17 protein-coding genes are annotated in these 20,732 nt (G+C 68.7%); 16 read left to right on the top strand and 1 reads right to left on the bottom strand.

What is annotated here, in order from left to right:
- Window positions 1-8 precede the first annotated feature (8 nt).
- The 13 genes from nuoI (at window position 9) to RGI145_RS10450 (ending at window position 13,522) form a co-directional block, all read left to right on the top strand.
- Window positions 9-497, top strand: a complete 489-nt coding sequence (gene nuoI / locus RGI145_RS10510) for an NADH-quinone oxidoreductase subunit NuoI (RefSeq protein ID WP_019460035.1) — start codon at window positions 9-11, stop codon at window positions 495-497.
- A gap of 72 nt (window positions 498-569) precedes the next feature.
- Window positions 570-1,268: an NADH-quinone oxidoreductase subunit J gene (locus RGI145_RS10505; protein WP_075798290.1), complete on the top strand. Its 699-nt coding sequence runs from the start codon at window positions 570-572 to the stop codon at window positions 1,266-1,268.
- Entirely contained in the window at window positions 1,268-1,579 is a 312-nt protein-coding gene (gene nuoK / locus RGI145_RS10500) for an NADH-quinone oxidoreductase subunit NuoK (protein WP_019460037.1), read from the top strand. Before RGI145_RS10505 ends, nuoK begins: the two co-directional genes overlap by 1 nt.
- Window positions 1,580-1,584: 5 nt before the next feature.
- Entirely contained in the window at window positions 1,585-3,501 is a 1,917-nt protein-coding gene (gene nuoL / locus RGI145_RS10495) for an NADH-quinone oxidoreductase subunit L (protein WP_075798289.1), read from the top strand.
- A complete protein-coding gene (locus RGI145_RS10490; RefSeq protein ID WP_075798288.1) occupies window positions 3,498-5,009 on the top strand; it encodes an NADH-quinone oxidoreductase subunit M in 1,512 nt (503 codons plus the stop codon). The genes nuoL and RGI145_RS10490 overlap by 4 nt, the downstream gene beginning before the upstream one ends.
- Window positions 5,010-5,022: 13 nt before the next feature.
- Window positions 5,023-6,444 (top strand): NADH-quinone oxidoreductase subunit NuoN, encoded by a 1,422-nt coding sequence (gene nuoN / locus RGI145_RS10485; protein WP_418314509.1) that lies wholly within the window; start codon window positions 5,023-5,025, stop codon window positions 6,442-6,444.
- 8 nt (window positions 6,445-6,452) lie between these two features.
- The gene (locus tag RGI145_RS10480) at window positions 6,453-7,196 is read left to right on the top strand and encodes a biotin--[acetyl-CoA-carboxylase] ligase (protein WP_075798286.1); all 744 of its coding nucleotides are present in this window, start codon (window positions 6,453-6,455) and stop codon (window positions 7,194-7,196) included.
- A 15-nt stretch (window positions 7,197-7,211) separates the two neighbouring features.
- A complete protein-coding gene (locus tag RGI145_RS10475) occupies window positions 7,212-8,030 on the top strand; it encodes a type III pantothenate kinase (protein ID WP_075798285.1) in 819 nt (272 codons plus the stop codon).
- A 23-nt stretch (window positions 8,031-8,053) separates the two neighbouring features.
- On the top strand, window positions 8,054-9,700 hold the full coding sequence (locus tag RGI145_RS10470) for a ribonuclease J (protein ID WP_075798284.1): 1,647 nt from the start codon (window positions 8,054-8,056) through the stop codon (window positions 9,698-9,700).
- A 3-nt stretch (window positions 9,701-9,703) separates the two neighbouring features.
- The gene (locus RGI145_RS10465; RefSeq protein ID WP_075798283.1) at window positions 9,704-9,961 is read left to right on the top strand and encodes a DUF1467 family protein; all 258 of its coding nucleotides are present in this window, start codon (window positions 9,704-9,706) and stop codon (window positions 9,959-9,961) included.
- 318 nt (window positions 9,962-10,279) lie between these two features.
- The gene (gene proS / locus RGI145_RS10460) at window positions 10,280-11,587 is read left to right on the top strand and encodes a proline--tRNA ligase (RefSeq protein WP_075799985.1); all 1,308 of its coding nucleotides are present in this window, start codon (window positions 10,280-10,282) and stop codon (window positions 11,585-11,587) included.
- Window positions 11,587-12,840: a lipoprotein-releasing ABC transporter permease subunit gene (locus RGI145_RS10455; protein ID WP_075798282.1), complete on the top strand. Its 1,254-nt coding sequence runs from the start codon at window positions 11,587-11,589 to the stop codon at window positions 12,838-12,840. Before proS ends, RGI145_RS10455 begins: the two co-directional genes overlap by 1 nt.
- Window positions 12,833-13,522, top strand: a complete 690-nt coding sequence (locus RGI145_RS10450) for an ABC transporter ATP-binding protein (protein WP_075798281.1) — start codon at window positions 12,833-12,835, stop codon at window positions 13,520-13,522. Before RGI145_RS10455 ends, RGI145_RS10450 begins: the two co-directional genes overlap by 8 nt.
- Before the next feature lie 435 nt (window positions 13,523-13,957).
- On the opposite strand, the gene RGI145_RS10445 is transcribed toward RGI145_RS10450, so the two are convergent.
- Window positions 13,958-14,632, bottom strand: coding sequence for an ATP-binding protein (locus RGI145_RS10445; protein ID WP_075798280.1), 675 nt, complete (start codon window positions 14,630-14,632; stop codon window positions 13,958-13,960).
- Between the two features lie 143 nt (window positions 14,633-14,775).
- Here RGI145_RS10445 and RGI145_RS10440 point away from each other — a divergent pair, with 143 nt between their 5' ends.
- From RGI145_RS10440 to dnaE, 3 genes are read left to right on the top strand one after another with little or no spacing between them, the layout of a single operon-like run.
- Entirely contained in the window at window positions 14,776-15,630 is an 855-nt protein-coding gene (locus RGI145_RS10440; RefSeq protein WP_075798279.1) for a DUF6502 family protein, read from the top strand.
- Window positions 15,631-15,635: 5 nt separating this feature from the next.
- Window positions 15,636-17,198: a DUF5666 domain-containing protein gene (locus RGI145_RS10435; RefSeq protein WP_075798278.1), complete on the top strand. Its 1,563-nt coding sequence runs from the start codon at window positions 15,636-15,638 to the stop codon at window positions 17,196-17,198.
- Between the two features lie 60 nt (window positions 17,199-17,258).
- Window positions 17,259-20,693 (top strand): DNA polymerase III subunit alpha, encoded by a 3,435-nt coding sequence (dnaE, locus tag RGI145_RS10430; protein WP_075798277.1) that lies wholly within the window; start codon window positions 17,259-17,261, stop codon window positions 20,691-20,693.
- The last annotated feature ends 39 nt before the right edge of the window (window positions 20,694-20,732 follow it).

The raw sequence follows: 20,732 nt of genomic DNA, 5'->3' as shown, positions 1-20,732 counted from the left end.
ATAGCATCATGGCGACGCTCGACAGCCTGGCGCGCGGCTACCTGCTCGTGGATATCGCGCAGGGCATGTGGCTGACGCTGAAGGCCTTCTTCAAGCCCAAGGTCACGCTGAACTATCCGTTCGAGCGGCAGCCGCTCTCGCCCCGCTTCAAGGGCGAGCACGCGCTGCGCCGCTATCCGAACGGGGAGGAGCGGTGCATCGCCTGCAAGCTCTGCGAGGCGATCTGCCCGGCCCTGGCCATCACCATCGAGGCCGAGCCGCGCGAGGACGGGTCACGCCGCACCACGCGCTACGACATCGACATGGTGAAGTGCATCTATTGCGGCCTCTGCGAGGAGGCCTGCCCGGTGGATGCGATCGTCGAGGGGCCGAACCTCGAATTCGCCACCGAAACGCGGGAGGAGCTTCTCTATGACAAGAACAAGCTGCTCGCGAACGGAGACCGGTGGGAACCGCTGCTCGCCGCAAGGCTTGAGCTCGACGCTCCCTATCGCTGAGACCGCATCCGGGGGCGCCGCAAAGCGCCCCCGGTTCACGAAGATGGAACGCCCCATGGACTGCCTGGCCCGATGATCGCAGCTCTCGCCTTCTACGCCTTCGCGGCGGTGCTGATCGCCTCCGCCGTGATGGTGGTGACCAGCCGCAATCCCGTCTACAGCGTGCTGTACCTCATCCTCGGCTTCTTCAACGCGGCCGGGCTCTTCCTCCTCGCGGGGGCGGAGTTCCTCGCGATGATCCTGGTCATCGTCTATGTCGGCGCGGTCGCGGTGCTGTTCCTCTTCGTCGTGATGATGCTGGATGTGGACTTCATCCGGCTGCGGGAGGGCTTCCAGCGCTACGCCCCGATCGGGGCGATCATCGGCGGCATCCTCTTCCTGGAACTGCTGCTGGTCCTGGCCGGCTGGCAGTTCAGCACGGAGGCGGTGACGCTGCGCATGAACGCGGTGCCCGCGGACATGACCAACACCCATGCGCTGGGGCACCTGATCTACACGGACTACATCTTCCTGTTCCAGGCGGCGGGCATGGTCCTGCTGGTGGCGATGATCGGCGCCATCGTCCTGACCCACCGGGAGAAGACCGGGCCGTCGCGCCGGCAGAACATCGCCCAGCAGATCGCGCGCGTGGGCAAGGTGGAGATGCAGAAGGTGCCGAGCGGCGCCGGGCTGGGCGAGATCGGCATCCTGCGGCCGCTGCCGCCGGAGCCGAAGGACAAGCCCAAGGCGATCCACCACGCAGATCATGGCCACGGGGGGGGCCACCACTGATGCTCACCATCGGGCTTGGCCACTACCTGGCGGTAGGGGCGATCCTTTTCCTGCTTGGCATCTTCGGGATCTTCATGAACCGGAAGAATGTCATCGTGCTGCTCATGTCGATCGAGCTGATCCTGCTTTCGGTCAACACCAACATGGTGGCCTTCTCCTCGGCCCTGGGCGACCTGACCGGGCAGGTCTTCGCCCTGTTCATCCTGACGGTGGCGGCGGCCGAGGCCGCGATCGGCCTCGCGATCCTCGTCATCTATTTCCGCAACCGTGGCAGCATCGAGGTGGAAGACGTGTCCACCCTGAAGGGTTGAGCGGCATGTTCGTCGGCGCTGTCTTCTTCCCCCTGCTGGGCTCCGCCATCTCGGGCTTCCTGGGCCGCTGGATCGGCGACAAGGCCGCCCAGTGGTCCACCGTGATCTGCATGGCGCTGGCTGCGGTCTGCGGGATCTCCGCCTTCTGGCAGGTCGGGCTGCACAGCCAGCCCGCCACGGTGGTGGTCGCCAACTTCATCGAGGCCGGCTCGCTCAGCGTGGACTGGGCGCTCCGCTACGACACGCTCTCGGCCATGATGGTCGGGATGATCACGCTGATCTCCACGCTGATCCATCTCTACAGCGTGGGCTACATGTCCCATGACGAGACGCCGTCGCGGTACTTCGCCTATCTCTCGCTCTTCACCTTCGCCATGCTGATGCTGGTGACGGCGGACAACCTCGTGCAGCTCTTTTTCGGCTGGGAGGGCGTGGGCCTCGCGAGCTACCTGCTGATCGGCTACTATTACGAGCGGGAAAGCGCAAACCGCGCGGCGATGAAGGCCTTCATCGTCAACCGCGTGGGCGACCTGTTCTTCATGATGGGCATGGCGCTCACCTTCTGGACCTTCGGAGAGCTCGGCTTCAACGAGATCTTCGCCGCGCTGCCGGAGGCGCAGGGCCAGACCATCTTCGGCTTCTCCTCCATCGAGGTGATCGGCGTGCTGCTCTTCGCCGGCGCCTGCGGCAAGTCGGCGCAGCTCGTGCTGCACACCTGGCTGCCGGACGCCATGGAGGGCCCGACCCCCGTTTCCGCGCTGATCCACGCCGCCACCATGGTGACGGCCGGCGTCTTCCTGATGGCGCGCATGTCGCCGCTGATGGAGATGGCGCCGCATGCGCTGATGCTGGTGACCGTCGTCGGCGCCACCACCGCCTTCTTCGCGGCGACGGTGGGCTGCGTGCAGAACGACATCAAGCGGGTGATCGCCTTCTCCACCTGCTCGCAGCTCGGCTACATGTTCGTGGCGGTGGGCGTCGGCGCCTATCAGGCGGCGGTGTTCCACCTCTTCACGCACGCCTTCTTCAAGGCGCTGCTCTTCCTGAGCGCGGGCTCGGTGATCCACGCCATGTCCGACGAGCAGGACATCCGCCGCATGGGCGGGATCTGGACCAAGATCCCCGTCACCTACGTGGTGTTCTGGATCGGCAACCTGGCGCTGGCCGGCATTCCCTTCTTCGCCGGCTACTACTCCAAGGACGCGATCATGGAGGCGGCCTTCGCCTCGGGTAGCGCGGTCGGCATGTACGGCTTCGTCATGACCATGATCGCGGCCTTCCTGACCGCCTTCTACTCCTGGCGCCTGACGATCCTGACCTTCCACGGCAAGCCGCGGGCGGATCACCACGTGATGGAGCACGTGCATGAGAGCCCGCCGGTGATGCTGATCCCGCTGGTGCTGCTGGCGATCGGCGCGGTCTTCACCGGCTATGCCTTCTTCGACCTGATGGTCGGGCATCACTGGGAGGAGTTCTGGAACGGCTCCATCGTGAACGCCGAGACCAACCACATCATGCATGCGATGCACGAGGTGCCCGAATGGGTGCCGCTGGCACCAACCGTGATGGGCCTGTCCGGCATCGCGCTGGCCTACATCATGTACATGTTCGTGCCGTCGCTGCCGGGCAAGCTGGCCAGCGCCTTCCACCCGATCTACCTGTTCCTGCTGAACAAGTGGTACTTCGACGAGCTGTACGACTTCCTCTTCGTGCGCCCCTGCCAGCGCCTGGCCCGCACCCTGTGGAAGGTGGGCGACGCGCAGATCATCGACGGCATGCCCAACGGGGCGGCCAGCCTGACGGTCGAGGCGTCTCGCGGCGCGGTGAAGCTCCAGACCGGCAAGCTCGCCAACTACGCCTTCGCGATGATCATCGGGCTCGCGCTCTTCGTGTCCATCTTCCTGCTGGGAGTCATGCGGTGAACGCGGCCGGGTTCCCCCTCCTTTCCCTGCTGACCTTCCTGCCGCTGGCAGGGGCGGCGGTCATCATGTGCGTGCGGGGGGATGAGGCGGTCGTCGCCTCCAACGCCCGCTGGACGGCGCTCTGGACCAGCCTGATCGTGCTGGCCCTGTCGCTGCTGCTCTGGTTTCGCTTCGACACCGCCTCGGCGGCCTACCAGTTCGAGGAGCAGCTCCGCTGGCTGCCGGAATTCGGCCTCGGCTACCACATGGGGGTGGACGGTATCTCCGTCCTCTTCGTGCTGCTCTCCACCGTGCTGACGCCCCTTTGCATTCTGGCCTCCTGGGAGTCCGTGCAGAACCGGGTGCGCGAGTACATGGTCGCCTTCCTGCTGCTGGAGACCATGATGGTGGGGATGTTCAGCTCGCTGGACATCGTCCTCTTCTATGTCTTCTTCGAGGGCGTGCTGATCCCGATGTTCCTGATCATCGGGGTCTGGGGCGGGCCGCGCCGCGTCTATGCGGCCTTCAAGCTCTTCCTCTACACGCTGCTCGGCTCGGTGTTGATGCTGCTCGCCATCCTCGCGCTCTGGTACAATGCCGGCAGCAGCGACATCGGCGCGATCATGCAGCTGAACCTACCGCGCTCGACGCAGATCTGGATGTTCCTGGCCTTCTTCGCCGCCTTCGCGGTGAAGGTGCCGATGTGGCCGGTGCACACCTGGCTGCCGGACGCGCATGTGGAGGCGCCGACGGCGGGCTCGGTGATCCTGGCGGGCGTGCTGCTGAAGATGGGGGCCTATGGCTTCATCCGCTTCTCCATCCCGCTCTTCCCGGAGGCTGCGGTGTTCTTCGCGCCGCTGATCTTCGTGCTGTCGGTGGTGGCGGTGGTCTACACCAGCCTCGTCGCCATGGCGCAGGAAGACATGAAGAAGCTGATCGCCTATTCCTCCGTGGCGCATATGGGCATCGTCACGCTCGGCCTCTTCACCTTCAACCAGCAGGGCATCTCCGGCGCACTGCTGCAGATGATCTCGCATGGCGTGGTGTCGGGGGCGCTCTTCCTCTGTGTCGGCGTGCTCTACGACCGGGTGCATTCGCGGGAGATCGCGCGCTATGGCGGCGTGGCGAAGATCATGCCGGCCTATGCGCTGGTCTTCATGTTCTTCACCATGGGCTCGGTAGCGCTGCCCGGCCTGGCCGGCTTCCCGGGCGAGTTCCTGGTGCTGGTCGGCGCCTGGAAGGCAAATCCCTGGGCCGCCTTCGGTGGTGCACTCGGCATGATCCTGGGTGCGGGCTACATGCTGTACCTGTACCGCCGGGTGATCTTCAGCCGCATCACGCGTGAGGACCTGCGCTCGCTCCTGGACCTGAGCCCGCGCGAATACGTGACCTTCGCGCCGCTGATCCTGCTGACGATCTGGCTCGGCGTGTATCCGTCCTCCTTCCTTCAGTTCTTCGAGGCCAGCGTGGCGGCGCTGATCGAGCGGCATGAGGCCGCTCTGGCTTTGCCGCGCCTGGCCGGGATGTGACAGCATGAACCCGATCAACTGGACCCTCTCGCTGCCGGAGATCGTGCTGGCGGTCTCGGTTCTGGTGCTGCTGGTCTGCGGCGTGCTGCCGAAGCGCGACACCAGCTTCGCGGTGACCATGGGCGGCGTCGGCGCCCTGCTGGTGACGGCGGCGCTGGTGCTCGGGCAGGCGGACGGGACGGGCTTCTTCGGCCAGTACGTCTCCGACGCCTTCGCCCGCTTCACCAAGCTGCTGGTGCTGCTGGGCAGCCTGGCGACCATGATCCTGGCGCTGAACTGGAACGCGAAGGAGGGCATCGCCCGCTTCGAGTTCCCGATCCTGATCCTGACCGCGACGCTGGGCATGCTGATCATGCTCGCGGCCAACGACCTGATGATGCTCTATCTGGGGCTGGAGCTCTTCTCGCTCTCGCTCTACGTCGTGGCGGCCTTCGACCGCGACAATGTCCGCTCGGCGGAGGCGGGGCTGAAGTACTTCGTGCTGGGCGCGCTGGCCTCCGGCCTGCTGCTCTATGGTGCGAGCCTGATCTACGGCTTCACCGGCACCACGAACTTCACCCGCATCGCCGCCGCGATGGGCAGCACCGGCGGCGTCTCGGCGGGGGTGGTGATCGGCCTGATCTTCGTGATCGCCGCCCTGGCCTTCAAGATCTCGGCCGTGCCCTTCCACATGTGGACGCCGGACGTCTACGAGGGCGCGCCGACCCCGGTGACGGCCTTCTTCGCCTCGGCGCCGAAGGTGGCGGCCCTCGCGCTGCTCACCCGCGTGGTGGTCGGCCCCTTCGGCGAGCTGGTGGCGCAGTGGGGGCAGGTGATGGTGGTGGTCTCCATCCTGTCCATGCTGCTGGGCTCGCTCGCCGCGATCGGTCAGCGCAACATCAAGCGGCTGATGGCCTATTCCTCCATCGGCCATGTCGGCTACGCGCTGATGGGCCTGGCGGTGGGCACCGGCACGGGCGTGCGCGGCCTGCTCTTCTACCTGGCCATCTACCTGGTGATGAACATCGGCGTCTTTGCCGTGCTCGTCTCCATGCGCCGCAACGGCCGCTCGGTGGAGGGGATCAGCGACCTCGCCGGCCTCGGCAAGACGGACCCGGCGATGGCGCTCGCCATGGCGATCTTCATGTTCTCCATGGCCGGCATCCCGCCGTTGGCCGGCTTCTTCTCGAAGCTCTACGTCTTCCTGGCGGCGGTGCAGGCGGGGTACTGGACCCTGGCGGTGATCGGCGTGCTGACCTCGGTGGTCTCGGCCTACTACTACCTGCGCATCGTCAAGGTGATGTATTTCGACGAGGCGGCGGAGGCGCTGGAGCCGCGCGCGACCGGCGTGTCGGTGCTGCTGGCCGGCGCGGGCATCCTGAACGTGGCGCTGGTCTTCTTCGCCGCGCCGCTGCTCGCGGCGGCACAGGCCGCCGTGGCCGCCCTGGCCGGGTGAGCGAGCCGATGACACCCGGGGCCGCCGGCTTCGGCTGGCGGCTCCAGGTGCATGAGAGCCTTCCCAGCACGCAGGACCACCTGCTGGCCCTGGCGGCCTCGGGCGAGCCCGAAGGGGCGGCCGCCCTGGCGCTCCGCCAGACGGCGGGGCGGGGCCAGTATGGCCGCGTCTGGCAGTCCCTGTCGGGCAACCTGCATCTCTCGCTTCTGCTGCGGCCGCGCGAGGCGCCGCGGCAACTGCCGCAGTACTCGCTGTTGGCGGCGGTGGCCCTGGCGGATGCCATGTCGGGCTTCCTTCCCGGCGGTGCTCCGCTTTCCGTCAAATGGCCGAACGATCTGCTGCTGAACGGCGCGAAATGCGCGGGCATCCTGCTGAACTCCGGCCTGGACGAGACGGGGATGCCGTGGATCGTGCTGGGGATCGGGGTGAACCTCTCCTATGCGCCCCAGCTTCCTGACCGGCCCGTGACATGTCTGGCCGATGTTTGCGAGGCGCCACCCCGGCCGGAAACCTTCGCTTGGCGGCTGCTGGATTGCCTGGGGCATTGGCGGGCGCGGCGGGCGGCGGAAGGCTTCGCCCCGGTCCGGGCCGCCTGGATGGAGCGCGGGCCGGCGCCCGGCACCGTCCTGACGGTCCGGCGCCCGCAGGGATCGATCACGGGTCGTTTCGGGGGGCTGGCCGAGGACGGGGCTCTCCTGATAGCGACGGAGGAACGCGTTCACACCATTGTCGCGGGTGAACTGGCGGGCTGAGGGAGGTCGAGATCCATGTTGCTGGCCATCGACGCAGGCAACACCAACGTCGTCTTCGCGGTTCACGACGGCCAGGAATGGCGCGGCCGCTGGCGCATCGCCACGCGGGACGACCGGACCAGCGACGAATACGCCGTCTGGCTCCTGGCCCTGTTCCGCCATGCGGGGTTGAACCCATCCGCCATCGACCGCTGCGCCATCGGTACGGTGGTGCCGGCGGCCCTGTACAACCTGCGCCGCCTGTCGCGGGAATGGTTCTCCTGCGAGCCGCTGGTGGCCCGGGCCGCGGTGGAGTGGGGCTTCCAGATCCTGGTGGACCGCCCGAAGGAGGTCGGCGCCGACCGGTTGCTGAACGCCCTGGCGGCGCATCACCACTATCGCGGGCCGCTGGTGGTGGTGGATTTCGGCACCGCCACCACCTTCGACGTCGTGGACGGGAAGGGCAGCTATCTCGGTGGCGTGATCGCGCCCGGCATCAGCCTGTCGATCGAGGCTCTGCACCGGGCCGCCGCCCGCCTGCCGCGGATCGGCATCGGCCGGCCGCAATCGGTGATCGGGCGGGACACGGTGCCGGCCATGCAGTCCGGGATCTTCTGGGGCTATGTCGGGCTGATCGAGGGGATCGTGGAGCGGATCCGCGCCGAGTTCGGCGCACCGATGAAGGTCGTGGCCACTGGCGGGCTGGCGCCGCTCTTTGCCGAGGGCACGGCCGTGATCGAGAAGACCGACCCCGATATCACCCTGGAGGGGCTGCGGCTGTTGGCGGATCGTAACCCCACGCCCATCTTCCACCGCACCAGTTTGCCCGACGCCCTGAAACCGGACCCCGATTAGATGCTTATCAGAACGAGAACAGAATGACAGAACCCACCTCCGACCTCGCCCTGATCCCGCTCGGCGGGACCGGGGAGATCGGCCTGAACCTGAATGTGTACCGCTGCGACGGAGCCCTGCTCGCGGTGGATTGCGGCATCGGCTTCGGCGGCACCGACACGCCGGAGGCCGAGGTCATGGTCCCCGATGCCGGCTGGCTGGCGGAACGGCGCGACAAGCTGGTCGGGCTGGTCATCACCCACGCGCATGAGGATCATCTCGGCGCCGTGGCACCGCTCTGGCCACAGCTTCGCTGCCCGATCTATGCCAGCCCCTTCGCCTCGGCGGTGCTGCGGCGGAAGCTGGGCGAGGCCGGTCTGCTGCACCAGGCGGAGCTCCACACCATTCCCCTGGGTGGCAGCCTGGAACTGGGCCCCTTCGCCATGCGCTTCCTCCGGGTGGCGCATTCGGTGCCGGAGGCACAGGCGCTTTCGATCCGCACTTCCTATGGCACGGTGCTGCACACCGGCGACTGGAAGCTGGACCCGAACCCGCTGCTGGGCCTGCCCACCGACGAGGCGGGCTTCGAGGCGCTGGGGCGCGAGGGCGTCCTGGCCATGGTCTGCGACAGCACCAATGCGCTGGTCGAGGGCTATTCCGGCAGCGAGGCGGATGTCCGGCGCGAGCTGACGGCGCTGATCGGCGAGTTGCGCGGCCGGGTGGCGGTGACCTGCTTCGCCACCAATGTGGCGCGGGTGGAGAGCATCGCCCATGCCGCGCGGGCCAATGGCAGGCAGGTGGCGCTGTTCGGGCGCTCGCTCCGCAATGCCGATGCGGCGGCACGGGAATGCGGCTACCTGAAGGACACGCCGCCCTTTCTGAGCGAGGACGAGGCGGGCTACCTGCCGGACGAGGAATTGCTGATCGTCTGCACCGGCAGCCAGGGCGAGCCACGCTCGGCTCTGTCCAAGATCGCCGCCGACACCCATCCCAACATCTCGCTGGGGGAGGGGGACACGGTGATCTATTCCTCCCGCCAGATCCCCGGCAACGAGCGCGCCATCGCCCGGGTGCAGGACCAGCTCCGCCGCGCCGGTTGCCGCGTGGTGACGGCCGACGAGCGGCAGGTCCATGTTTCCGGCCATCCGGCGAAGGGGGAGCTGAAGCGCCTCTACGAGCTGGTGCGGCCGCGCTTCTCCGTGCCGGTGCATGGCGAGTGGCGTCATTTGGAGCAGCATGCCGAGCTGGCCCGCGCCATCGGAGCGACGCCGATCCTGATCGAGGATGGCGACGTACTGGAACTGTCGGGCAACAAGCCGGATGTGGTGGATTCCGTCCCCACGGGGCGTTTGGCCATCGATGGCGACCGGCTCCTGCCGCTGGAGGGTGGGGTGCTCTCGGCGCGCCGGCGGATGCTGTTCAACGGGGTGATCGTCGCCTCCCTGGCCGTGGACCGGGACGGGCGTGTGCGAGGGGAGCCGCAGGTTTCCGCGCCCGGCCTGTTCGAGCAGCTCGACGCGGCCCCCGGGCAGATCGCTGCCGAACTGGCACGGGCGGTGGAGGAGTTGCCACTCAACCTGCGGCGGGACGACGATCCGCTGCGTGAGGCCGCCCGAGCCATCCTGCGCCGGGCGCTCGGCCGCCGGCTGCGCAAGCGGCCGATGGTGGATGTCCATCTGCTGCGGGTCTGAGCCATGGGCGTCGTCACCGGTGTCGTGGTCTTCTTCCTGGTCTGGTGGACCGTGCTCTTCGTCACCCTGCCGCTCGGGGTGAGGCCGGACACGGATGCGGAGGCGACGCCCGGTGGCTGGCGGGGCGCGCCGCTGGCGCCCCGCATCGGGCGGAAGGCCCTCCTGACCACGGCCATTTCGGCCGTGATCTGGGTCGGGCTGGAGGTGGTGATCCGCAGCGACTACCTCTCCTTCCGCCACGGCTGGCTGGCGATGCACTGAATTTGTGCATTTTGCGTGAAATCCGTGACTGTTAGCCAAGAAAGCGGGCTTTCCGGGTTATGGGAGCCCAATTTTTGCCCTGGAATATCTCTTCTGCGGTTGCGAAGACGGACCGATGCGGTCAGATTCAGGGACAGGAAGAGGGTTGGTCCTCTTCCTGCCGTGTGACTGGCGTTTCCTCCCTAAACTTTGGGCCGTGCCTCCTGGCGCGGCCCTTTCTTTTTGTGGCTTTCCGGGCCGTTTCGCCGCGCCGCGATCCGATCTAGGTTGCGCCGCCTGAATCCGCCTCCGCTGCGGTCCCTGGGGAGTATGATTGCCTTGCGCCTGTCCCGCGCCTTCCTGCCCACGCTGAAGGAAACGCCCGCCGAGGCGCAGATCGCCTCGCACCGCCTGATGCTGCGCGCCGGGCTGATCCGCCAGACCAGCGCCGGCATCTATGCCTGGCTGCCGCTCGGCCTGCGCGTGCTCCGCAACATCGAGCAGATCGTGCGCGAGGAGCAGGACCGGGCCGGATCGCAGGAGATCCTGATGCCCACGGTCCAGTCCGCCGATCTGTGGCGGGAGAGCGGGCGCTACGACGATTACGGCAAGGAGATGCTGCGCTTCCGCGACCGGCACGACCGCGAGATGCTGTTCGGCCCGACCAACGAGGAGATGGTCACCGACATCTTCAAGGGCTTCGCCAAGTCCTACCGGGATCTGCCGCGCAACCTCTACCACATCCAGTGGAAGTTCCGGGACGAGGTGCGCCCCCGCTTCGGCGTGATGCGCGGCCGCGAGTTCCTGATGAAGGACGGCTATTCCTTCGACATCTCGCCGGAAGCGGCGCGGAAGTCCTATCAGCGGATGTTCGTCTCCTATCTGCGGACCTTCGCGCGGATGGGGCTGAAGGCGATCCCGATGCGGGCGGATACCGGCCCGATCGGCGGCGACCTGAGCCACGAGTTCATCATCCTGGCGGAGACCGGCGAGAGCCAGGTCTTCCTGCACCGCGACCTGCTGGCCTATGACCCGCTGGCCCAGGCGCCGGACTATGACGGCGACCTGACGCCGCATGTCGATTTCTGGACCAGCCGCTACGCCGCCACCGACGAGATGCATGACGAGGCCGCCTGGAACGCCGTCGCGGCGGAAGAGCAGGTCTCGGCGCGCGGCATCGAGGTCGGCCATATCTTCTATTTCGGCACCAAGTACTCGGCGGCGATGGGCTTCCAGGTGACGGGGCCGGAAGGTAGCCCGGTGCATCCGGAGATGGGCTCCTACGGCATCGGCGTTTCGCGCCTCGTGGCCGCGGCGATCGAGGCTAACCACGACGAGAACGGCATCAAGTGGCCGGATGCCATCGCGCCCTACAAGCTCGCCATCCTGAACCTGAAGAGCGGCGATGCCGCCTGCGACGCGGTCTGCGAGCAGGTCTATGCCGCCTTCCCGCAGGATGCGGTCTATGACGACCGCCCCGAACGCGCCGGCGTGAAGTTCGCCGATGCCGACCTGATGGGCTATCCCTGGCAGGTCGTGGTCGGCCCGCGCGGCGCGGCGGCCGGCAAGGTCGAGATCAAGCGGCGCATGACCGGGGAGCGCGAGGAACTGTCGCTCGAGGACGCACTGGCCAAGCTCCGCGCCTGATGTTCAATGCCTTCGAGCGTGCCGTCGCCTTCCGCTACCTGAGGGCGCGGAAGGGCGAGCGCTTCGTCTCGGTGATCGCGATCTTCTCGCTGGTGGGCATTGCCCTCGGCGTGGCGACGCTGATCATCGTGATGAGCGTGATGAACGGCTTCCGCCAGGAGCTGCTGGGGCGCATCCTCGGGCTGAACGGCCATATGGGCGTCTATTCCGCCGAGGGCGGCAAGCTGCCCGATTTCGACGACATCGCCGCGAAGGTGCGTGCCGTGCCCGGCGTGGTCACGGCAACTCCCATCGTGGAGGGGCAGGTGCTCTTCACCTCCGATGCCGGCGGCGCCTCGGGCGGCATCGCCCGCGGCATCCGGCCGGAGGACCTGCGCGCCCGTCCGCTGATCGCCGGCAATATCCGCCTCGGCAGCCTGGAGCGCTTCGGCGGCGACGACACCATCGTCGTCGGCACGCGTCTGGCGCAGAAGTTGGGCCTTCGCCTGGGCGACCGCATCACCCTGGTCTCGCCACAGGGGCGCACCACCGTCATCGGCACCGTGCCGCGCCTGCGATCCTACGAGGTCGTGGCGATGTTCGAGGCGGGGATGAACGAGTACGACAGTTCCTACGTCTTCATGCCCTTCCAGGCGGCGCAGATCTATTTCCAGACGCAGGGCGCGGCCTCGCAGATCGAGGTCTTCGTGGACAACCCCGATCGTGTCGGCACCATCGCGCGGGAGATCTACGCCGCGCTGATGCCGACCCGCGTGCGCATCCTCGACTGGCAGAGCGCCAACTCCTCCTTCTTCAACGCGGTGCAGGTGGAGCGGAACGTGATGTTCCTGATCCTCACCCTGATCATCGTCGTGGCGGCCTTCAACATCGTTTCCTCGCTGATCATGCTGGTGAAGGACAAGACCAAGGACATCGCGGTGCTGCGGACCGTGGGGGCCACGCGCGGCGCGATCATGCGGATCTTCCTGCTCTGCGGCGCCAGCGTGGGCGTGGCGGGGACGCTGATCGGCTTCCTGATCGGCATCGTCTTCTGCGCCAATATCGAGCGCATCCGCGAGGCCTTGCAGGCGCTGACGGGGACGGAGCTGTTCAGCCCGGAGGTCTATTTCCTCACCCGCCTGCCGGCGGTGGTGAACCCGCACGAGGTGGCGCAGGTGGTGCTGATGGGCCTCGGCCTGTCGCTGCTGGCGACGCTCTATCCGTCCTGGCGGGCGGCGAAGACCGATCCCGTGGTGGCGCTGCGCAATGAGTGACACGGACAGCCTGCCGCTGCGCCTCGTGGGGCTGGAGCGGCGCTACCGCACCGAGGCGGGGGAACTCCCCGTGCTGCGCGGGGCCGACCTGACCCTCCGGGCGGGGGAGATCGTGGCGCTGGTCGCCCCTTCGGGCACCGGCAAGTCCACCCTGCTGCACCTGGCGGGTCTGCTGGAGCGGCCGGATGGGGGCGAGGTCTTCATCAACGGCCGTGCCGCCGGGGGGCTCGACGACGGCGCCCGCACCACCCTGCGGCGGGAGGCGATCGGCTTCGTCTATCAGTTCCACCACCTCCTCCCCGAATTCACCGCCGAGGAGAATGTCTGCTTGCCGCAGATGGCCGCCGGCGTGTCGCGTGCCCGCGCGGTGGAGCGGGCGCGGCAGCTCCTGGCCGGTTTCGGCCTGACGGGACGGGAGCATCACCGGCCCGGCCGCCTCTCGGGTGGCGAGCAGCAGCGCGTGGCCATCGCCCGCGCCCTGGCGAACGGCCCGCGCATCCTGCTGGCGGACGAGCCCACAGGAAACCTCGATGTCGGCACCTCGGACCGGGTCTTCGCGGAGCTGCTGGAAAGCGCGCGGGAACGGGGGCTGGCGGCGCTGATCGCTACGCACAACCCGGAACTGGCGGCCCGGATGGACCGCGTGGTGGAACTGCGCGACGGGCATCTCCGCGAGGCCTGAACCAGCCTCGGCCGCCGCGGCGTCCTATCGCAACAGGTCCATCTGGCCGAAGCTGTCGGCGATGGCGAGGCTGACCAGAGCGATCAGGAAAACGGCCAGGATGTCCCGCGCCCGCCAGCGGCCGGGCGCCAGGGGCAGCGGTGCCCCCGAGGCGAGGGAAGGCAGGGCGCCGGCTCCGGCCCTGCCTTCGCCCGGAAAGGGAGCGCGGGTCGGGTAGCCTCGCTGGAAGACGGGCTCTCCGGAATTAGACTTCCTTTGTCTGGCTGCTCCGCTGAACAGTCCGGTCAGTATTCCCGTATCAGGCATTTTGGGGCCAACGGCTGAGGTTCCACATGCCGGTCGGCATGCTCGCGAAGGAAGATCATGCCCCGGCGGGCATGAATCTGATTCCACATCCATCATTAAATCTTCGTGGCCCGCTCCGGGACATGCGCCTTAGTGGCTTCCGAAATCGGCGGCTGGCAGGTCGAGTGTGACGCCGGTCGTGCTGTCCTGGCGGCTCATCACGATCCGGCCGCCATAGGGTTCGGACAGGCTCCGCATGAGCTGCATGCCATCGCCATCCACGGCACCGGGAGAGGGGCCCCACCCATCATCGGTGACGCGGAGTTGCCAGCCCTGTCCGCGCCAGCCGAACTCGACGGTGATCCGGCCGGACAGGCGGACATGCAGGCCGTGCTTCACCGCGTTTCCCACCATCTCGTGCGCGATACGCAGGACGACGTTCTCCAGGTGATCCGGGCAGGCACCGTCGATTTGCAGCGTCAGGGCGATGCGCTGGTCCGGATCGGCCATCAGGCCGACCACCTTCTCGCAGAGGGAGCGGAGACGCTCATCCAGCGGCCGGGGCTCCCGGGTGAAGCCGAAGAGATCGTCCGAGATCCCGGCGGAAAGGCTGATCCGGTTTTCCAGGTCCCGCACCAGTCGCCGCCCTTCCGGGGTCGCCTGCAGATCCTCCGAATGCCAGAGCTGGGCCAAAATCCGCTGCAACGCGTTCTTCGAGTGGTGACGGAGCTGCCGGAGCGCGTCGTCGCCGGCGTCGTGCCGGGGCCGGTGCATCATCCGGGTCAGGGACGGGATCAGGGAAGGGTCGGAAACGTCGAGGGACAAGGAACCGCTCCAGGGAGTGGTGTGATGGGCGGAGTATTTGTGGGAAAAAAACCCACGTCAACAGCGAAACAGGCATTTGTGGGCATTTTTCCCACATGAGAAGCGTGCTAATAAGAGGGGAGCCCAAGGACCCATCCCTCCGGATGCCAGTTGTTCCCGACCGCGCCGACCTGCCTCTGCCGGACAGCCTGACCAAGCCCCTGCGCCGCCTCCTGCGCCCCCTCGTGCGGCTGCTGATCCGCAGCGGCGTGACCTTCCCGGTGCTCGCCGACCTGCTGCGCGGCCTCTATGTGGAGGTCGCGGGCCAGGAACTGCTCACGGACCCGAAGAGCCGCACGGACAGCCGGATCAGCCTGATGACCGGCGTGCACCGGAAGGAGATCCGCCGGCTGCGCGAGGAAGGCGCCGACGTGGCGGAGGTGCCGGTCGTGGTGACGCTGGCCACCGGGATCATCGCGCGCTGGCTGGGGCAGCCCACCCATACCGGCCCGGACGGACGGCCGCTGCCCCTGCCGCGCAGCGCGCCGGAGGGCGTGCCGTCCTTCGAGGCGCTGGTCGCCTCGGTCACCACCGATGTCCGGCCGAGGGCGGTGCTGGATGACTGGATCGCCCAGGGAATCGTGCGGCTGGACGAGGAGGACCGCGTGCACCTGCTGGCGGCGGCCTTCCTGCCGGCGCCGGGCAAGGAGGAGCAGCTCTTCTTCTTCGCCCGCAATCTCCACGATCACCTCGCGGCGGCCACGGCGAATGTCGTGGCCTCCGGGCCGGCGCCCTTCCTCGATCGCAGCGTGCATTACGATGGGCTGAGCCCGGAGGTCGTGGCGGCGCTGGAGACGGCCGGACGCGAATCGGCGCAGCGGCTCCTGGTCGAGATCAACCGCCTGGCGCTGGCCATGCTGGAGGAAAAGGGCGAGGCTGCGGCCGGGACCCTGACACGCCGTTTCAATCTCGGCGTATATCTCTATGCCGAGGATGACGGGAACCGCGCGGAAGGGTGACACGCATGCGTTGGGCTGTCGCTCTTCCGTTCCTGCTGGCGGCCTGCGCGAATGCGCCGCCCGCCGGGCAGGATGCCGGCGGGTCCGCCGCCCGCGACGGGGAACCGCGTCCCGGCTTCTGCCGGATCGGCCCCGATGACGGGCCGGTCCTGGCCGAACGCGGCATCGGCGGCACGGGGGCCATCGCCGGAACACCATCCGGCGGCCAGGACCGGGGCATCGGCGGCACGGGCGCGATCGCGGCCGCGCAGGACCGCGGCATCGGCGGGACCGGCGCCGTCGCGGACTCCAGCCAGACGGGGTCGCAGACCGGCGGCCAGGACCGTGGCATCGGCGGCACCGGGATCGTCGGCACCGTTACCGGCTTCGCCAGCGTCTGCGTGAACGGGCTGGAGGTGCTCTACGACGACGCCCTGCCCGTGGCGTTGGAGGATGGCTGGATGCGGCCGGATTCGCTGCGCGTCGGCCAGGTCGTGGTGCTGGAGGCGGCTGGCGAGGGCCAGGTGCTGCGGGCGCGGCGCATGGCCGTCCGCCACGAGGTCTCGGGGCCGGTCGGCAGCGTGTCGGAAGGCGATGGAGGCCGTGCCCTGACCGTCGCGGGCCAGCGCGTGCGCCTGGACGATTCCACGCGGGGCGGCACCGACTGGGCGCCGGGCGACTGGATCACGGTGAGCGGGCTGCGCGATCCCAGCGGGACGATCGTGGCGACGCGCATCGACCGCCGGGCGCCCGGGCCGGTCACCGTGCATGGCCTGCTGGCGCGCGACGCGGATGGCAGCCTGCGGATCGGTGCGCTGCCGGTCAGCCCGGGCGCCGGCATCGACCTGCGGCCGGGCAGCTATGTGGTGGCCAGCGGCCCCCTGTCCGGCGGCCGGATGCTGGCGCGCTCGGTGGAGGCGGATCGGCTGCTGACGGACCTGCCGGCCAGCTTCGGCCCTGGCGTCGGGCGCTTCGTGATCGAGTCCTATATCGGCTGGGATGGCAGCTATCTGCGCCCCGGCTATGGGCTTGGGCCGCTCGCGCCGCCGCTGCGGGGCGGGGCGGCGGGGCGGGGCGTGCTGGACCTGCGCCGGGAACCGGGGCGCGGGATCGTCGCGGCCGGGTTGCGGGGCGCGCCCTTCGGCGCGAGGGCAGGGGCCGGGGCGCCGCTGGGCCCGCAATCCCCGGCCATGGGTCCCGGGATGGGGCGCGGCATGGGCGGCGGCGCGGCCGGCGCACGCGGAGGGCCGGGCATGGCTCCCGCGGGGCCGTCGGGGCAGGCGGCGCCTCGCGGCGTTCCGGGCGCGGCACGGGCCGGAGCCGGAGGTGGCGCCGACCCGGTGGGCGGCGCCGGCCGGGCGGGCGGAAGCTGGGAACCGGCGCCGGTGCCGGGTGGCCGCGACGCGAACGACCTGAACCGGGATGGCGGTCGTCCAGGGGTGGGTGGCGGCCGCGGCCAGGGCGGGCCCCTGATGCGGGACCAGGGCCGCGAGCCGAGGCAGGGTTCAGGACAGGGCATGCCGGCGGAGGGACCGTCCGGTGGGGGCGATGGCCAGGGCATGCCGGCCGGGCCGATGCGGGGGCGCTGAGGCGGCGGAGGCGCCGCCTCCCACCGGGCCCGAATCGCCGGCCTGTGCTACAGGGGGAACATGTCCGGCAGCTTCGTCCATCTCCACGTCCATTCCGCCTATTCCCTCGCGGAGGGCGCCATCAAGGCCGACAAGCTCCCCGGCCTCGCCCGCAAGCTGGGCATGCCGGCGGTGGCCCTGACCGATACCTCCAACATGTTCGGCGGGCTGGAATTCGCGCAGTACGCCACGAAGGAGAATGTGCAGCCGATCATGGGCTGCCAGCTCTGGCTCTCCCGCCGTGCGACGGAGGAACGGCCGGAGCCGATGCGCTGCCAGCCCGATCCGGTGGTGGCGCTGGCGATGGACCGCCAGGGGTTGGTCAACGTGCAGCGCCTCTCCTCGCTCGGCTGGCTGGGCGAGGACATCTCGGGCCTGCCCTGCATCGATCTCGACCAGCTCCGCGAATGCAGCGAGGGCGTGACGCTGCTGACCGGCGGCACGCGCGGGCCGCTCGGGCGGCTGCTGCTGGAAGGGCGGCGCGATCCGGCGGAGCATCTGCTGCGGACACTGCACGAGGCCTTCGGCGACCGGCTGGCGGTGGAGCTGACCCGGCATGGCACCGACCGCGACCGCGCGGCGGAGCCGGGGCTGATCGCGCTGGCCGATCTCGTCGGGATGCCGCTGGTGGCGGCCAACGACGTGCATTTCGCCGAGGCGCGGATGTACGAGGCGCATGACGCGCTGCTCTGCATCGCGCATGGCCGCACCCTGGCCGAGCCGGACCGGCCGCGCTGCACGCCGGAGCACTGGTTCAAGCCGCCCGAGGCGATGCGCAAGCTCTTCGCCGACCTGCCGGAAGCCTGCGACAATACGTTGGCCATCGCCCGACGCTGCGCGGTGATGGCGGAAACGCGCAAGCCGGAACTGCCGATCTGCCCCAAGGTGCAGCCGGGCATGACCGAGGCCGAGACGGTGCGCGACATGGCGAAGCGCGGGCTGGAGGCGCGGCTGGACGCGCAGGGCACCACGGACCGCGAGCCCTATCGCGAGCGCCTGGCCTTCGAGCTCGACATCATCGAGAAGATGGGCTTCGCGGGCTACTTCCTGATCGTGGCCGACTTCATCCAGTGGGCCAAGGCGCAGGACATCCCGGTGGGGCCGGGGCGCGGCTCGGGCGCCGGCTCGGTGGCGGCCTGGGCGCTGACCATCACCGATCTCGACCCGATGCAGTTCGGGCTGCTGTTCGAGCGCTTCCTGAACCCGGAACGTGTCTCGATGCCGGATTTCGACATCGACTTCTGCCAGGACCGGCGCGACGAGGTGATCAACTACGTCCGCCGCGAATATGGCGAGGACCGGGTGGGGCAGATCATCACCTTCGGCCGCCTTCAGGCCAAGGCGGTGGTGCGCGACGTGGGCCGGGTCATGGGCATGCCCTATGGCCAGGTGAACAAGATCGCCGAACTGATCCCCTTCAACCCCGCCAAGCCGGTCAGCCTGCGGCAGGCGATCGATGGGGAGCCCCGGCTGCAGGAGATGCAGAAGGCGGACGAGACCGTGGCGCGGCTGATGGAGACGGCGCTGGAGCTGGAGGGGCTGTACCGCAACGCCTCCACCCATGCCGCCGGCGTGGTGATCGGGCGCAAGCCGCTGATCGACATCGTGCCTCTCTACCGCGACCCGCGGGCTCCGGACCTGGTGACGCAGTACTCCATGAAGTACGTGGAGAGCGCCTCGCTGGTGAAGTTCGACTTCCTGGGCCTCAAGACGCTCACCGTGCTGCAGCGTGCGGTGCAGATGCTGGCGAAGCAGGGCATCGAGGTCGATCTCGCGCGCATCCCGCTGGATGACAGGGGGACCTACGAGATGCTGGCGCGGGGCGATTCCGCCTCGGTGTTCCAGTTCGAATCCCAGGGCATGCGCGACGTCCTGCGGATGATGCGGCCCGACCGGTTCGAGGACCTGATCGCCGCCGTCTCGCTCTACCGGCCGGGGCCGATGGCCAATATCCCCGCCTATTGCCAGCGCAAGCATGGCGAGGCCTGGGACGCGCCGCATCCGAAGATGCGGGCGCTGGTCGAGGAAACCTATGGCATCCTGGTTTACCAGGAGCAGGTCATGCAGATCTCGCAGGAACTGGCGGGCTATTCGCTCGGCGGCGCCGACCTGCTGCGCCGTGCCATGGGCAAGAAGAACCGCGCCGAGATGGAGGCGCAGCGCAAGATCTTCGTCGAGGGCGCCACGAAGAACGGTGTGCCGGAGAACAAGGCCGGCGAGATCTTCGACCTGATGGAGAAGTTCGCGGAATACGGCTTCAACAAGTCGCACGCCGCCGCCTATGCGCTGGTCGCCTACCAGACCGCCTGGCTGAAGGCGAACCACCCGGAGGAGTTCCTGGCGGCCTCGATGTCGCTCGACCTGGGCAACACGGACAAGCTGGCCGGGCATATGGGCGAGGCCTCGCGCCTCGGCATCAAGGTGCTGCCGCCGGACGTGAACCGCTCCGAGGCCGAGTTCAACGTCGAGATCGCCGAGGACGGGAAGAAGTCCATCCGCTTCGCCCTGGCGGCGGTGAAGCGCGTCGGGCTTGGGGCCATGCGCGACCTCGTGGCCTCGCGCAAGCAGGGCGGCCCCTTCCGCTCCCTGGTGGATTTCGCCTCCCGCGTCGATCCCAAGCTGCTGAACAAGATGCAGCTGGAGAACCTGGCCCGCGCCGGGGCCTTCGAGAGCCTCGACCGGAACCGAGCCCGGGTGATGTATGGGGCGGAGGCGATCCTGCGCCGCGCCCAGTCCTCGGCCGAAGAGAGGACCAGCGACCAGATCGGGCTCTTCGGCGGCGTGGCGGCGGAGGAGGCGCCGCTGCGCCTGCCCGAGCGCCCCGACTGGCCGACGCTGGAGAAACTGGCGGAGGAGGCGGAGGCGATCGGCTTCCACCTCTCGGCGCATCCGCTGGACAGCTACAAGGAGGTGCTGGCCAAGCTGCGGGTCACGCCGATCGCCCGGATGGAGGCGGCGGCGCGCGGCGGGGCGGGGGTCATCAAGCTGGCCGGCACCGTGGTCGGCACCAAGGAGCGCACCACCAAGACCGGCAGCCGCATGGCCTGGGTCCGGATCTCCGATTCCAGCGGCAGCACCGAGGTGACCTGCTTCTCCGAAGTGCTGTCCAAGTCGCGCGAGATCCTGAAGGAAGGCATGGCGGTCATCTTCGCCGCCGATGTGCGGATGGATGGCGATGCGCTGCGCCTGACCGCGAGTTCCTGCGAATCGCTGGATCAGGCGGCCTCGGCGGTCGCCACCGGCATCCGCATCCTGGTGGCGGAGGAGGAGGCGGTGCACAGCGTCGCCGAAATCCTGCGCGGCGAGGGCCGGGGCAAGAGCAAGGTGGTGCTCGTGCCCTGTCTGGGCGAGACGCAGGAGGTGGAGATCACCGTGCCGGGCACCTGGAACGTCTCGCCGCGCCTGACGCAGCGGCTGCGCGTGCTGCCCGGCGTGACGGATGTGCGGGCGGCCTGAGCCGGCCGGCGCGCGGCCCCCGGTGTCTGGGCAGCACCG

This window comes from Roseomonas gilardii, assembly GCF_001941945.1.
Lineage (GTDB): Bacteria > Pseudomonadota > Alphaproteobacteria > Acetobacterales > Acetobacteraceae > Roseomonas.
Note: the sequence above shows the minus strand (reverse complement) of the source record. Positions and strands in the feature narration are given on the sequence as shown.

What these genes read in the sequence shown, in the direction of transcription:
- nuoI (WP_019460035.1), top strand. Translation starts at nt 9, where the DNA reads ATGGCGACGCTCGACAGCCTGGCGCGCGGCTACCTGCTCGTGGATATC.
- RGI145_RS10505 (WP_075798290.1), top strand. Translation starts at nt 570, where the DNA reads ATGATCGCAGCTCTCGCCTTCTACGCCTTCGCGGCGGTGCTGATCGCC.
- nuoK (WP_019460037.1), top strand. Translation starts at nt 1,268, where the DNA reads ATGCTCACCATCGGGCTTGGCCACTACCTGGCGGTAGGGGCGATCCTT.
- nuoL (WP_075798289.1), top strand. Translation starts at nt 1,585, where the DNA reads ATGTTCGTCGGCGCTGTCTTCTTCCCCCTGCTGGGCTCCGCCATCTCG.
- RGI145_RS10480 (WP_075798286.1), top strand. Translation starts at nt 6,453, where the DNA reads ATGACACCCGGGGCCGCCGGCTTCGGCTGGCGGCTCCAGGTGCATGAG.
- RGI145_RS10475 (WP_075798285.1), top strand. Translation starts at nt 7,212, where the DNA reads ATGTTGCTGGCCATCGACGCAGGCAACACCAACGTCGTCTTCGCGGTT.
- RGI145_RS10470 (WP_075798284.1), top strand. Translation starts at nt 8,054, where the DNA reads ATGACAGAACCCACCTCCGACCTCGCCCTGATCCCGCTCGGCGGGACC.
- RGI145_RS10465 (WP_075798283.1), top strand. Translation starts at nt 9,704, where the DNA reads ATGGGCGTCGTCACCGGTGTCGTGGTCTTCTTCCTGGTCTGGTGGACC.
- RGI145_RS10455 (WP_075798282.1), top strand. Translation starts at nt 11,587, where the DNA reads ATGTTCAATGCCTTCGAGCGTGCCGTCGCCTTCCGCTACCTGAGGGCG.
- RGI145_RS10450 (WP_075798281.1), top strand. Translation starts at nt 12,833, where the DNA reads ATGAGTGACACGGACAGCCTGCCGCTGCGCCTCGTGGGGCTGGAGCGG.
- RGI145_RS10440 (WP_075798279.1), top strand. Translation starts at nt 14,776, where the DNA reads ATGCCAGTTGTTCCCGACCGCGCCGACCTGCCTCTGCCGGACAGCCTG.
- RGI145_RS10435 (WP_075798278.1), top strand. Translation starts at nt 15,636, where the DNA reads ATGCGTTGGGCTGTCGCTCTTCCGTTCCTGCTGGCGGCCTGCGCGAAT.
- dnaE (WP_075798277.1), top strand. Translation starts at nt 17,259, where the DNA reads ATGTCCGGCAGCTTCGTCCATCTCCACGTCCATTCCGCCTATTCCCTC.